Annotated in this window: 12 protein-coding genes and 1 pseudogene; 11 read left to right on the top strand and 2 right to left on the bottom strand. The window is 43.9% G+C overall.

Annotation, left to right across the window (positions count from 1 at the left end):
* The first annotated feature begins 12 nt into the window (after window positions 1-12).
* On the top strand, window positions 13-1,083 hold the full coding sequence (locus tag MH117_RS23145; protein ID WP_239333099.1) for an AI-2E family transporter: 1,071 nt from the start codon (window positions 13-15) through the stop codon (window positions 1,081-1,083).
* Between the two features lie 869 nt (window positions 1,084-1,952).
* Here MH117_RS23145 and MH117_RS23140 read toward each other — a convergent pair.
* Together MH117_RS23140 and MH117_RS26890 are read right to left on the bottom strand one after the other, a co-directional pair.
* Window positions 1,953-2,588 carry a hypothetical protein gene (locus MH117_RS23140; protein WP_239332951.1) on the bottom strand — a complete coding sequence of 212 codons (636 nt, stop codon included), beginning with the start codon at window positions 2,586-2,588 and terminating at the stop codon, window positions 1,953-1,955.
* An 84-nt stretch (window positions 2,589-2,672) separates the two neighbouring features.
* Window positions 2,673-2,879 (bottom strand): annotated as a pseudogene (locus MH117_RS26890) (transposase); the annotation flags it as partial.
* Between the two features lie 406 nt (window positions 2,880-3,285).
* Here MH117_RS26890 and MH117_RS23135 point away from each other — a divergent pair.
* The 10 genes from MH117_RS23135 to MH117_RS23090 all read left to right on the top strand — a co-directional run bounded on the left by MH117_RS23135 (window position 3,286) and on the right by MH117_RS23090 (window position 14,490).
* Window positions 3,286-3,984: a class I SAM-dependent methyltransferase gene (locus MH117_RS23135; protein WP_239332949.1), complete on the top strand. Its 699-nt coding sequence runs from the start codon at window positions 3,286-3,288 to the stop codon at window positions 3,982-3,984.
* A gap of 533 nt (window positions 3,985-4,517) precedes the next feature.
* Window positions 4,518-7,148, top strand: coding sequence for an alanine--tRNA ligase (alaS, locus tag MH117_RS23130; protein ID WP_239332947.1), 2,631 nt, complete (start codon window positions 4,518-4,520; stop codon window positions 7,146-7,148).
* Between the two features lie 183 nt (window positions 7,149-7,331).
* On the top strand, window positions 7,332-7,592 hold the full coding sequence (locus MH117_RS23125; RefSeq protein ID WP_239332945.1) for an IreB family regulatory phosphoprotein: 261 nt from the start codon (window positions 7,332-7,334) through the stop codon (window positions 7,590-7,592).
* A gap of 63 nt (window positions 7,593-7,655) precedes the next feature.
* Window positions 7,656-8,072, top strand: coding sequence for a Holliday junction resolvase RuvX (gene ruvX / locus MH117_RS23120; protein WP_239332943.1), 417 nt, complete (start codon window positions 7,656-7,658; stop codon window positions 8,070-8,072).
* 12 nt (window positions 8,073-8,084) lie between these two features.
* Window positions 8,085-8,378, top strand: a complete 294-nt coding sequence (locus MH117_RS23115; protein WP_028544811.1) for a DUF1292 domain-containing protein — start codon at window positions 8,085-8,087, stop codon at window positions 8,376-8,378.
* Window positions 8,379-8,380: 2 nt separating this feature from the next.
* The gene (locus tag MH117_RS23110; RefSeq protein WP_239332941.1) at window positions 8,381-8,683 is read left to right on the top strand and encodes a DUF1292 domain-containing protein; all 303 of its coding nucleotides are present in this window, start codon (window positions 8,381-8,383) and stop codon (window positions 8,681-8,683) included.
* 80 nt (window positions 8,684-8,763) lie between these two features.
* On the top strand, window positions 8,764-9,813 hold the full coding sequence (mltG, locus tag MH117_RS23105; protein WP_239332939.1) for an endolytic transglycosylase MltG: 1,050 nt from the start codon (window positions 8,764-8,766) through the stop codon (window positions 9,811-9,813).
* Window positions 9,814-9,826: 13 nt separating this feature from the next.
* Window positions 9,827-10,762, top strand: a complete 936-nt coding sequence (locus tag MH117_RS23100; RefSeq protein ID WP_239333097.1) for a peptidase U32 family protein — start codon at window positions 9,827-9,829, stop codon at window positions 10,760-10,762.
* Window positions 10,763-10,780: 18 nt separating this feature from the next.
* Window positions 10,781-12,124, top strand: coding sequence for a peptidase U32 family protein (locus tag MH117_RS23095; protein ID WP_239332937.1), 1,344 nt, complete (start codon window positions 10,781-10,783; stop codon window positions 12,122-12,124).
* A gap of 245 nt (window positions 12,125-12,369) precedes the next feature.
* Window positions 12,370-14,490, top strand: coding sequence for a methyl-accepting chemotaxis protein (locus MH117_RS23090; protein WP_239332935.1), 2,121 nt, complete (start codon window positions 12,370-12,372; stop codon window positions 14,488-14,490).
* The last annotated feature ends 167 nt before the right edge of the window (window positions 14,491-14,657 follow it).

The following is a 14,657-nucleotide window of genomic DNA, read 5'->3' as shown; positions in this document are numbered from 1 at the left end:
TGTGAAAGCGCAGTGGAGCGATTATGGAAAAATAAATTGTTTGTCAGCGGTATATATGTGCTACTTGGTCTTATCATCTTATATATGCTCTATTTGTTAAGACCAATGATCGGGGAAGTTTATGACTTTCTGAAGGCGATACTTGCGCCTTTCTTTCTGGCGATGATTATAGCATATGTGTTAAATCCGGTTGTTACACTGTTAAATGAACGCAAAGTGCCACGTACGATGGCTGTACTGCTTATATATGCGGTGTTTATTATTTCAGTGACCGTTATTCTCATGAATGTTATTCCGATGCTGTTGAAGCAGCTGGAAGAATTAAATACCCAGATGCCTCATATTAATGCCAAGGCTGAAAACTTAATGAACGGCTTGAATCGTTCATCGCTTCTTCCACCGTCCGTGCGTTCGGGAGTTAACACTTGGATGTACGCACTGGAGGAGAGATTGGCTAAGGGGATATCTGAATTTATGGATAACATTGGCGCTACGCTAAACATGCTTTTTATAGCGCTGATTGTACCTTTCCTAATTTTTTATATATTAAAGGATTTTGATGTGTTTGAGCGAACAGTTATCGCTTATGTACCAAAAAGCCATCGGAAGCACATGGTAATGATGTTTAAGGATATTGATACAGCGCTTGGAAACTATATACGAGGACAATTTATCGTATGTGTCATTATTGGTGTGCTAGCATATATCGGTTATCTGATTATAGGAATGCCGTACGCTCTGCTGTTGGCGCTATTTGTTGCGATATTTAACATTATTCCATATTTAGGGCCATATTTTGGCGCTGCTCCAGCGCTAATTGCGGCATCCACGATATCTATCAAGATGATGATTATGGTTGCTGTTGTAAACACCATATGTCAAATCCTTGAAGGAAATATTATTTCACCACAGGTTGTTGGACGTACACTGCATATGCACCCATTGGCTATTATATTTGCGTTGCTGGTGGGGGGTGAGGTAGCGGGAGTAGCAGGATTAATATTGGCGGTTCCGTTCTTTGCTGCTTTGAAGGTAGTGCTCCAACATGTGTTTACTTATTATGTGAGGCGAAAGACGACATAGAGTTATGGAAGAAGCTCTGATGATTACAATCAGGGCTTTTTCTGTTGTGATCTTCATAAGGGCAACAAGTTATTTACTAGGATTGGATACCCGAATCGTACTCTTTCGTGCATTTTCCAGATAGAAGTGTTTCGTTTAGTGTTCTTAGTTCCACTATCCCAGTTGCTCAGGAATTTATTGACGGCTTCACTTCTAGATCAGGGAGTATATCTATGATAGCGAATGCTACAATAGAGCTATAAAATGATGTTCTAACCAAGGTAAACACAGATTGAACTAACAGAACTGCACTAACAAAGCTGAACCAGCAGAGTTGAGGTACAGAGTTGAACTAGCAGAACTGCACTAACAAAGCTGAACCAACAGAATTGAAGTACAGAGTTGAACTAGCGGAAAAGCTCTAACAAAGCTGAACCAACAGAGTTGAGGTACAGAGTTGAACTAGCAGAACTGCACTAACAAAGCTGAACCAACAGAGTTGAAGTACAGAGTTGAACTAACAAAACTGCACTAACAAAGCTGAACCAGCAGAGTTGAGGTACAGAGTTGAACTACCAAAACTGCTCTACCAGAACTGAGCTAAATGAACTGAACTAACAGAACTGAACGAACAAACTGAGCTAAAAGAGCTGAACTAACAGAACAGATCAAACAAATCTGAATGAAAATTGATCCAACAGGGTCGAATCATACAACAACTGATCAAACAAAATTGAATGAACTAAGTTACTCAAAAGAACTGCTGACAGAACTGCTTATAGGAGTTACTCTAACCACGGATCCAACAGAGAATATCTGAAAACGTGTAAGCACAAAACTAACTGTTCGGGCTAGCTATAGATTATATTGAAATGCTGTTAAAATCTGACTTAATAAACTTGGCAACACAGATTAGAAAGGTGTCTCCAGGTGGAAATATTCTGAGCTTCGATGTTCAAACGGTAGCAATACTCATCTAGGTACATTTGCAGATGTAATACACCAACACCATGAAAAGTGTTGTTAAGCCAAGTTGACATCTGCTTAGCTAAGTTCTGAATGGGAACGGCTTGAGCGCGCTGATCGTAAGATGTAAATGGAATCAATCGGCTCTTATTGGGTGAAGAGTGCTGAGTGTTGAACTGCTCATAAGCAAAGGGCTGTAACCGCCTCCCTGTGATCAATTCGCGATACACTAACTTCATTTTGACCATGCGGCTATGCTGATCTGATGGATGACTGATGGCAGTAATAAAGGGATGCTGCTCAGAGGAAATGGTAGTGCTGGATAAATACCGATGTGAATGGCCATATAAGGTGAGCGCAGCATCTATGTGTCCGTCCAGAGTAGATTGGGCGTCATAATTGGAAATCACACGTCTAATCTTGTGTAATATAGACCACGCGGTTTTGTAAGTCACTTGGATGAGTGAGCTTAACTGTACAGCATTAATGCCTTTATCGTTGCGGGAAACGAACCAGATAGCAGTAAACCACTTGCGCAAGGTTGTTCTGCTGCGCTCCATAACTGTTGATACGGTGAGAGAAGTCTGATGAGAACATAATTGACATTCATAAAGAGGGATTCGCCGCGAGCGAATGGTGTAACAACGTGTATGCTGACAATTCGGACAAGAATAACCATCAGGCCATTTCTGATGAAATAAGTACTGAATGCAAGTATCTTCACTATGAAAGTGCTGTTGGAAATGCTCTAATGAAGCATATGTATGAAGTGCCTTCAACTGAATGCCGCCTCCTTGCCAAAAAAAGAAATAATAATAGGAACTAGTGTTCCCTTTTATTATAGAGAACATACGTTCTTTTGTCCAGTGATAAGTTAGATTATTCCTAATAAGATGTCTTGCCAATCAACTCTCCAATAGCAGGCACTGTTTGGTGGGGAAACAGAACATGCCCGATGGAATCTTTAATGATGAAAAACAGAGTGTATAAGTCCTAGTGGGATTTTCTGAGTCAACGGGATAGTGCTGCTAAGGAATACAAAAGAGAAGGTCTGTTGATGTTGAGAAGAAATAAAATATACATTTTGCACAATACTTGTACTAATACATATATACATAATACTTAATAAGTAAATAATGATACTGATATATAAAACATCAATAGTAATTATTTTATATTCATCACTTGACCTTTACACAGCGTAAACCTTTATGCTCATTATGTTCAAACCGTGATCATGATGAGGGGGAAGAGGAAGTGGCAGAGCATGATTATATTTATAAATTTGATGCAGCTCAATATGACGAAATGATTTCTAAGCAGCCAGAGGTAGGTTCGTTTATTCGTGAAATTAGATCATATGCAGGTCTTGATGTGATTGATGTAGGAGCAGGTACAGGAAGATTGACGACGGTGTTGGCACCTGAAGCGAAGTCAATTGTGGCGCTTGATGCTTCTGAAGCCATGCTGCAAATTACATCAGCTAAACTGAGCGAATCAGGATTGTCCAACTGGCGTGTTGTACAATCGGATTACTTATCGATCCCACTTGAGGCTAATAGCGCTGATCTTGTCGTAGCAGGTTGGAGTCTATGTTATATTGTGAATTCTAGCTGTTTAACGAGTCCTTGGGAGGACAGCCTGCAGCAGGTGATGAAAGAACTACGGCGTGTCGTGCGTCCAGGAGGTACGGTAATAATTATGGAAACGATGGGTACAGGCAAAGAAGTACCTTCTCCGCCTACATTTTTGACAGCTTATTATGAGCAGTTAGTAGGGAAGTATGGTTTCTCCCATAAATGGATACGATTAGACTATGAATTTGAGAATGCGGTACAGGCAGAGCAGCTTGTACGATGGTTTTTTGGGGATGCATTGGCAGATGAGATTGCGAAGAAACAATTAAAACAAGTGCCCGAATGCGCGGGCATTTGGTGGTTGACCCTTCCTAATTGACAATACTCATATGCTGTTAAATATATGTATATTGTAATGGCTTACATATGCTGCTAACAACATGGCGTGAAAGTACTCGAAAAGTGCACAGAATATTTGACAAGCTAATGTGATTGGATATACTATTATTTTGAATACAACATGCAAAATCGTTGAAGAAACCGAGTAGGCAGCAGCCCTGAGATCAGAGAGAGGATTCCTAAGCAGTAAATACGTATCAATACGTATCTAGGCGTGCGAGCAAGTGGAACGTCTTCAACTGCCAGGCTGAGAGAATCCTTGCCATGAAGAGCAGCCGAAGGCTAGTTTCGGAGAGTGAATGGACTTCACCGGGTCGTTCCGTTATTAACGCTGAGGCGATCGCTAATTATTCTCCTGTCAGATTCGATGTGGGGGACCTTACTGCATTGACAGGAAGAGACACACCGTTCATGGTGAGTTGCAGCGATAACCAGGGTGGTACCGCGATTACACATCGTCCCTGTATATACAGGGGCGTTTTTTATTTTTTGCTCACATAGGAGGAATCCCAAATGAAAGCTAGTGAAATTCGTGCTAAATGGTTAGCGTTTTTTGAAAGTAAGGGACATCATGTTGAACCAAGTGCGTCGCTTGTTCCCCATAATGATCCTTCCTTGCTCTGGATTAATGCCGGAATGGCTCCGTTGAAGCCTTATTTTGACGGACGTGTTAAACCGGATAATCCTCGGATTGCGAATTCACAGAAGTGCATCCGTACCAATGATATCGAAAATGTGGGCAAGACAAGACGTCACCATACATTTTTCGAGATGCTGGGAAATTTCTCAATTGGTGATTACTTTAAAGAAGAGGTTATTACATGGGCATGGGAATTTTTAACGAGCAAAGAATGGATCGGATTTGATCCAAGTCTGTTGTATGTAACTGTACATCCTGATGATGAAGAAGCATACCGCCTTTGGAATGAGAAGATTGGCGTTCCCGCTGATCATATCGTAAAAACAGAGGATAATTTCTGGGATATCGGTGAAGGCCCATGTGGACCTTGTACAGAAATTTTCTATGATCGTGGAGAGTCGTATGGTGATCCTAACGACCCTGAGAATTATCCGAGCGGTGAGAACGAACGCTATCTGGAAGTGTGGAATTTAGTATTCTCGCAATATAATCATAATAAAGATGGAAGTTATACACCGCTTCCGAACAAAAATATAGATACAGGTGCGGGCTTGGAGCGCTTCGCCTCGATTTTGCAAAATGTAGAATCGAACTTTGATACCGATCTTTTTATGCCGATAATTGAAGAAACAAGCCGAATTGCAGGTATTCCATACAAATCAAATCCAGAACTGGACGTTGCGTTTAAAGTTATCGCGGATCATGTTCGTACGGTTGTATTTGCAGTAGGAGATGGCGTGCTGCCGTCTAATGAAGGACGTGGGTATGTTATTCGCCGTTTACTTCGCCGCGCAGTGCGATATGGTAAAATGCTTGGCGTAGAGCGTCCATTTATGGTAGAACTCGTAAAAACGGTTGGCGATGTGATGGGTGTATACTACCCTGAAGTCGTTGAAAAACGTGAATTTATCGAGAAAGTGATTAAAAATGAAGAAGAACGTTTTCATGAGACGTTAACAGATGGTCTAGCGATTTTGTCAGAGATGGCTGCTGCGGCGAAGAAAGAAGGCCGCTCCCAAATTAGTGGACCGGAAGCGTTTAAATTGTATGATACGTATGGTTTCCCATTTGATCTGACGGAAGACTATGCAAGTGAGCATGGCCTGACCGTAGACCGTGAGGGTTTTGATGCTTCGATGCAGGAGCAGCGTGACCGTGCTCGTGCAGCTCGACAAGAGTCGGAGAGCATGAAGGTGCAAGGCGGACCGTTGGCAGAATTTACGACTAAAAGTGAGTTTGTTGGATACAATGAGTTGGTGACCAATGCCAATGTATTGGCCATCATTTTGGATGATGAGTTAGTTGAGGAAGCTGCTGCTGGTGCAACGGTTCAGGTCATTCTAGACCGCACTCCTTTTTATGCGGAAAGCGGTGGACAAGTAAGTGACAACGGCACATTAACGGCGTCCGATTTAAAGACGGTCGTGACGGGTGTGAAGAAAGCGCCTCATGGGCAGCATGTTCACATGGTTAAAGTAGAAGCAGGGACGCTCCGTTCGGGCAGCACCCTTGAAGCTGCTGTAGATCGTTCTGAGCGCGAGGAACTCATCAAGAACCATACGGCAACTCATTTGCTGCACCGTGCGTTGAAAGACGTCCTGGGAGAACATGTTAACCAAGCGGGTTCTCTCGTAGAGTCTGAGCGCTTGCGTTTTGACTTTACACAGCTTGGCAGCATACAACCAGAGGAATTGGCGGAGATTGAGCGCCGTGTAAATGAGCAGATCTGGAAAGGTACGCCTGTCGTTATTGAGCAAAAGTCTATTGACGATGCTAAGGCGATGGGAGCGATGGCTCTCTTCGGCGAGAAATACGGCGATGTGGTGCGTGTCGTGCAAGTAGGTCGATATAGTATTGAACTTTGCGGCGGATGTCATGTGTCCAATACATCCGAGATTGGACTGTTCAAATTGATTAGCGAAAGCGGAATCGGTTCTGGCGTAAGAAGAATTGAAGCCGTTACCGGTCGTCATGCGTATGAATATATGGAGCAGCAATTAGATGTGCTCAAGCAAGCGGCAGGACTATTGAAATCCAACATCAATGATGTACCTAAACGCGTGGAAGCGATGTTTGCACGCGAGAAAGAATTGGCACGCGAGAATGAATCTTTGAATGCCAAACTGTCAAGTATTGAAGCAGGCCAATTGACGGATCAGATTCGCACAATTGCTGGTGTCTCTGTATTGACAGCAGCTGTTAATGCTAATAGCATGGATGCGCTGCGGACAACAGCAGATGAATTAAAGTCCAAGCTTCCTAGTGCAATCGTGGTATTAGGCGCAGTTCATGAAGACAAAGTTAACTTTGTTGTGTCAGTAGCGCCTGAGTTAGTGAAGCAAGGGTTTCACGCTGGCAAAATGATTAAAGAAATTGCTGCAGTCGCTGGCGGAGGCGGGGGCGGTCGACCGGACATGGCGCAAGCTGGTGGCAAGAACGCTGATAAGCTGCAGGATGCATTAGCGCTTGTGGAACAGCTTGTCAGCAGTCAAGCGGGCGTTTAAGTCCGAAATTGATTACCTAAAGCTGCGGCGATGGACTATACCTGACATATGTTGATGGACGCAGGTGTAGTCCAGGTTTCATCAATTTGCCACAAACTGTTTTTAAAGAAACAAGGTTTAGATGGAATATTTTCTTGTTTATTGGGGTATGTGTTATGATAAGAGTAAAGCGAGGTGTCGACGATGAATTCAATGGATAAGACGATGAAGTTTAATGTCAAAGCGGATGAGCAGGAAGTATCTAGTCAAGACATCTTGTTGTCAGTGTATGATGCGCTGCAAGAGAAGGAATACAACCCCATCAACCAAATCGTCGGTTACCTGCTGTCTGGAGATCCCGCTTATATTCCACGTCATAATAACGCTCGAAGTCTTGTGCGCAAGAAAGAGCGGGATGAGTTGATTGAGGAATTGGTTCGTTTTTATTTGAACCATCATCGCTAGACCGGCTGGTTGTTTGCCGGAATGCTGGTATTCACTGGCAAACATGAGTTGTAGGAGACAAAGATGAGGATTCTTGGTTTGGATTATGGGGATCGCAAAATCGGTGTAGCCGTAAGCGATGCCTTCGGTTGGACTGCACAAGGACTAGAAGTTATCGTACGTCGGAATGACGAAGATGATATGCGTCGTCTGGAAACCCTTGTGAAGGAACATGAGGTAGAGGAAATTGTCCTTGGCCTGCCGAAAAATATGAATGGCTCGATCGGCCCGCGTGGCGAGATCAGTATGTCATTCGCCGAGACGTTAAAGCAGTCGTTTGGCTTGCCCGTTCACCTATGGGATGAGCGCTTAAGCACCGTGTCAGCGGAACGAACATTAATTGAAGCTGATGTAAGTCGCAAGAAGCGCAGACAAGTTGTCGATAAGATGGCAGCTACAATCATTTTACAAACATATCTCGACTATCAATCTAGAAGGTGAGGGGTTTAGAACATGACACAGGACAAACATGAACATGAAGAACCAGAAATCATTTATATCCCGGATGATGAGGGAAATGAAGAAGAATTTGAAGTCATCATGAAATTTGAGGTTGATGGTTCTGACAATAAGTACATGATGGTTGTGCCCGTGGACGCTGCGGACGAAGAGGCGGATGAAGTATACGCTTTCCGTTACGAAGAAGACGGCGAAGATTTGAAGCTCTTCATTATCGAAGATGAAGAAGAGTGGAATATCGTAGAAGAGACATTTAATACGTTAGTGGACAACGAAGAGGAGAATTAACGGTGAGCGAACAGCATGAGGTTACACTTATTGATCGTTTGTCGCAAACATACGGAAATTCGTTAGAGATGACAGATGAATCCGGCAAGAGCCGTGTATTTGATTTGTTAGCAGAATTTGAGATGAGCGATAAAGCGTACGCTGTTGTTCAAGCAGTGGACGGCGACGAGGATGCTGATGTACTTCGTATTACAGAAGATGCAGCAGGCGGTTGGCAGCTGGAAACGATCGAGAGCGACGAGGAATGGGAAGATGCTATGGAGCAATTTGACGAGCTTGCCTATTCCGAAGAGCTTGACGGATAACAGCTGTCTCTGTACAATTCAATAACTTACAAAAGAGAGCGGCAGCAACCGCTCTTTTTTCCATGTGGGAGAGTGATGTCATGAGGAAAGGGATTAAAGTTACACTTGTGGTCTTCATTTTGTTAATGCTTCTTGCAGGAGGAGGCGTATGGTACGTTTGGAACGGCATGCAGCCAACTGCTAAGCAGGATACAGATGTTCAGGTTTTGATTGAACGCGGATCAGGCACGGGTGCCATTGCTGAACAGTTAGAGAAAAACGGAATCATTAAGAACGCTGCATTATTTAAAGTGTATTTGAAAATGAACGGTGAAGGCTCAAAGTTTATGGCAGGGAAATATGTATTTCGGCCAGGTGTTGACTATGATGCTATCATCGCAAGCTTAAATAGTGGTGACGTCGTTAAAGAAGAAATGGTTCGTTTTACGATTCCAGAGGGCTACACAGTAGAACAGATTGCTTCGGAGCTAAGCAGCAAAGGAATCGTTGAACAGTCTGCTTTTATGAAGGCAATAGATGATGCGGCAGCTGACGTTGAGGGACTGCCTTTCCAAATCAAGCTCCCAAAGGATACAAATATCAAGCATTCACTTGAAGGCTATTTGTTCCCGGAAACTTACGAGATGAAAAAAGGAAGCTCTGCTCAAGAAATTGTAGACCGTATGCTTCAGGAGACGGAGAAAAAGATTGCGCAACTGGCCAACTGGGAAGCTGATCTGAAGAAGAAAGGGTTAACGCTTCATGAATTGCTCACTGTGGCTTCTCTCGTGGAACGTGAGGTCGTCGTGGATGAAGAAAGGCCGATCGTTGCGGGTGTTATTTATAATCGCATTTTCACGGAGAAAATGCCTCTCCAGATTGATGCTACCGTTCAATACGCGCTGGACAAGCCAAAGGAGCGGCTGTTTTATAAGGATTTAGAAATTGACAGTCCCTATAACACCTATAAAATAGATGGGCTGCCGCCAGGTCCTATTGCAAGTCCGAGCATCGCTTCGATTGAAGCGGCGCTTCATCCAGAGACAACTGATTTTCTCTATTATGTAACGAAAAAGGACGGAACGCAGTCTCATTTATTTGCAAAGACTTATGCAGAACATCTGCGTAACATCGAGAAAAGTAAACAGTAAAGTGGTGAGTATGATGACAACAAAACCTGAACTGCTGATAACTGCAGGCTCGCTGGAGGAAGTTGAACGATTTCTTAAGGCTGGCGCAACGGCGGTTATTGTTGGTGAATCGATATATGGCATGCGTATGCCAGGTCAGATGACACTTGCTGATATTGAATTGGCTATGCCAATCGTACGTAAGTATCATGCCAAATTGTACGTTGCTGTGAACAATATTTTGCATAATGATGCCTTAAAAGACCTTCCCGCATACCTGACAGCCATTGAACGTATTGGAGTTGATGCGGTTATTTATGGTGATCCTGCCGTATTGATGACGATAAGGAGCTCAGCACCAAGCTTAAGGCTGCACTGGAATGCAGAGATGACATCTACGAATTATGCGACGGCCCGTTATTGGCAAAAACGTGGTTCCAGCCGTATCGTATTGGCTCGCGAACTGAATATGGAACAAGTGCAGGAAATGAAACGGTATCTTCCAGACATGGAAGTAGAAGTTCAGGTGCACGGCATGACCAATATTTATCATTCGAAACGCCATCTTGTTCAGCACTATTTACGCCATATCGGTCAGGAAGAAGAGACAGCAAAAGTTGGACGGGATCGTAAATTGTTCCTTATTGAGCAAGAGCGTCAGGAGGAGAAATTCCCTGTCTATGAGGATGAGAACGGGACTCATATTATGAGTTCTGATGATATGTGCATCCTTGAGGATCTGAAGCTGCTGTTGGATGCAGGACTGGACAGCTTCAAAATCGAAGGCTTATTTAAATCGGCTGCTTACAATGAAGAGGTCATTCGTGTGTACCGCGAAGCAATTGATGCATACGCGGCAGACCCAACAGGATATGAGTTCCGTCCAGAATGGATGGAGCGTATTCGTCTTGTACAAGATCCTGAGCGGGAGCTGTCGTTTGGCTTTTTCTATAAAGAACAGATGTATTAAGAGGGGGGCGTGAAGCAGATGACAACCACAACCAACACTAGAATACGTAAATATAACGGCAAACGAAATCGTCTTGACAAGCCTGAGCTGCTCGCACCCGCCGGTAACTTGGAAAAACTGAAATTTGCGGTTCACTACGGAGCAGATGCCGTATATATCGGCGGCCAGAAATATGGCCTGCGTTCAAATGCAGATAACTTTACGTTTGAGGAAATGCGTGAAGGCGTAGAATTTGCTAAAAAATATGGAGCTAAAGTATTCGTAGCCACGAACATCTATGCTCATAATGAAGATATCGAAGGTATTGAAGCTTACTTGCTTCAACTGCAAGAAGCCGGTATTGCTGCGATTATCGTAGCGGACCCTGTCATCATTGAGACAGCACAGCGTGTCGCCCCGCTCCTTGAAGTTCACGTCAGTACGCAGCAATCAATTGCGAACTGGCAGACAGTGCAGTTCTGGAAAGAAGAAGGCGCGCCACGTGTCGTGCTGGCACGTGAGACGAGTATGGACGAGATCGCAGAGATGAAGGCGCACGTAGATGTCGAGATCGAAGCCTTTATTCATGGTGCGATGTGTTCGTCGTATTCAGGCCGCTGTACACTGTCTAACCACTTCACGGACCGTGACTCGAATCGAGGCGGATGCTGTCAGTCCTGCCGTTGGAAGTATGATCTGTTCGAGGATGATCGACCTGACCTGACACAGTTAGTCAGTGAAGAGGAGGCAGCTCAGGAGCCTGCCTTGCAGCCATTTAAGCTAGGAGTTACGCAACTTCCGTTGTTCCAGGAAGAACAGAACCAATTTACAATGAGCTCGAAAGATTTATGTATGATTGGGCATCTTCCGGATTTGGTTGACGTAGGGGTGGACAGCTTCAAGGTAGAAGGTCGCATGAAGTCTATTCATTACGTGGCTACTGTTGTAAATGTGTACAGACAAGCGATTGATTCGTATATGGCAGACCCTGATCATTATCAATTGAAGCCTGAGTGGATTGATGAAATGAACAAGGCAGCAAACCGGCCTGTCAATACAGGATTTTTCTATGAAGAACCGGATCATGAAGACCATATTTACGAACCAGAAGAAAAGGCTGCACCGTATGATTTTGCTGGATTAGTAGTTGATTATGATGCCGATACTGGAATGGCTACCATTCAGCAGCGCAATCATTTTAAGCCAGGGGCAGAGATTGAATTTTTTGGTCCTAACGGAACTTTCTTTAAACAGACGGTGGGACATATCTGGGATACGGATGGCAACGAGCTTGATGCAGCCAGACATCCATTGCAGCTTATTCGCATGAAAGTGGAACAGCCTGTTCATTATTTTGACATGATGCGTAAGAAAAACAGATAAACAAAGAAGTCAGCGCTGACCAACGTAGCATAGATATTTGCACATCGTATAGATGTTTTTCCCCTTGCCTTATAGGCGAGGGGTTTTTAGTATAAAGTCATACCTTTTTCCAAAATATGATTTTTAATTGCTGAAAAGAAAGTATAAGCGTATAAAAGGATTTAAAATAAGGTTTGTCGAACTATATACCTAGGCCTAATGACATAAGTTTTTAAATATTTATACATATAGGGTGGTGTGTGGCAATGAATTGGAGAAAGAGAAAAGAGACAACTGTAACTCCATCTAACGGTGTCCCGCAGCAACCGCCAGCGCAAGCTGCAAGAAGTCCGTTCCATTCGGTGGGAATGAAGTTATTTGCACTGTTCCTCGTCAGTATAACGGTTCTTGTAGGGGGAATTGGGGGATTCTCCTATGACCGCTCGCAAGCAACGATTCAAGAGCAGGTATCCTTATCTCAAGTTCAAACGGTGCAGCAAGCAGGGGAAAAGTTGGATCTCGTATTCCAGAACAACATGGAGTTAACCAATCAGATTTTATTTGACCAGGATACGCAGAAATTGCTAACAGAAGCGTATAACACCAAAGAGAGTAATCAGTATGAATTATTTCAAATCTCGAAAGAAATCGAAAATAAGCTGCGTTCTTACGTTTTTGCGAACAATGCATTATTTGGTATTTATTTGATTCCAATTGATAAGGAACATGCTACGATCTATTCTTCAGGTGTATCCACTACAGCAATGGCAGATGAACGCAACAAGCCATGGTTTGATGCAACTCTTAAACTCGCAGGCAACGTCAACTGGATTCCGTCGTCTGAGCGCGGATTATCTGGCCAAAGTCCGAAAGAAACATATGCACTGACCAGAGTGGTTAAGAATATTAATACGAGTCAGTCCATGTATGTGATGGTCATGGAAGTATATGTACAGACTTTGCAAGAACAGTTGAAATGGGATAATGGTAGTGGAGGATTTGCTCAGATTGTGGATAGGGCAGGAAAAGTTGTTCTTGCTAACGATCTCAAGTTAATCGGTCAAGAGCCGCAACTTCGTCTAGATGTCGCGGGAGACAAGAAGGTTGATTACCGGATTGTGTCTAACACCTCAGGGGAAGAGCAGCTTGGCACCTATTATGTCTCCTCTGTTACGGGGTGGACGATAAATGGATTTACACCTATGGGGGAACTGCTTAAGGGTACGGCCTCTATTCGTAATGTGACGATAATCTCAATCGTTATTGCAATCATTGTGGCCCTATTACTGGGTTGGTACGTAATGAGGCGTATTGGCAAGCCGCTGCAACAGCTGCGTGATCTGATGGAAGAAGGGGCTCAGGGTAAGTTGGGCCTTCAGATGACTCATCGCTCAAAGGACGAGATCGGACAATTATCGATCAGTTTTAATACAATGATGTCACGTATTTCGGAGCTTGTGCAGCGTACAGAAGAATCTGCACAAGCAGTGTTGGTCACAGCTTCGCGTTTAGGGGAAGCCTCGCGCTTGACTGCGAGCTCGGCGAAGGAGATCGCAGTTGCAACCGAAGAGATTGCGAACGGCGCGACAAGCCTAGCAGTTGAAGCTGAGCGCAGCAACCATTGGACAGAGAGTACTTCACAGAAAATGTTGAACGTTATTGAAATGAACGTGGATATGTATTCTGCCGCAACAGAGGTTCAAGCCGCGAGCCAACGCGGTACACACTATATGGTTGAACTTAACCATAAGACGGGGACGACCGAGACGATGATTCGCTCGCTTGTTTCTAAAGTGGATGCGTTGAAGGAAAGCACACTCTCGGTCCGTAAAATTCTTGAGTTGTTAACACAAATGACCAAACAGACGAACATCCTGTCACTAAATGCAGCCATTGAAGCGGCGCGTGCCGGTGCGGCAGGTAAGGGCTTTATGGTGGTAGCAGACGAAATACGCAGTCTCGCGGACCAATCTAAACAGTCGATAGAGGTGGTCGGACAGATTCTGGAGAGCATCCAGAAGGAAGTGAATGAGACTGTGGTGATGCTTGGTGATGCATATCCAATATTTAAGGAGCAATTAGAAGCCGTGAAGGAAGCAGACCATATTTTCCATACAGTGGAGGATCAGATGGTTCAGTTATTTACGAAGCTCGATTATGCAACTGCCGGCGTGAATGAACTGGATGAATCCCAGCGTGTGCTGACAGAAGCGATGTCTAATGTAAGTGCAGTAGCGGAAGAAGCATCTGCAACCTCAGAAGAGGTGGCATCGTTAAGCAATGAGCAGATGACCGTCTCTGCAAGACTGGTGGATCTTTCAACTGAGCTGGAGCAGGTGTCCGATCAATTGAAGCGGCAATTGGATCAGTTTACGATGGAATCATGAGACGATATATTTACTATTAATAAATATAATAATCTGGTAAAAGCATTCCTCCATGTGGGGAGTGCTTTTTTTGTTGGAGCGCAGTAGATTTTTATCCTGCAAATGGTGGGGGCGAGTCTAGATGATTAACATAAAGATGATTAAAAGCGAATCAAGGCGACGATACT

Source organism: Paenibacillus sp. ACRRX (genome assembly GCF_022346885.1).
Taxonomy (GTDB): Bacteria; Bacillota; Bacilli; order Paenibacillales; family Paenibacillaceae; genus Paenibacillus_B.
This window is presented reverse-complemented; position numbering and strand designations above follow the sequence as displayed.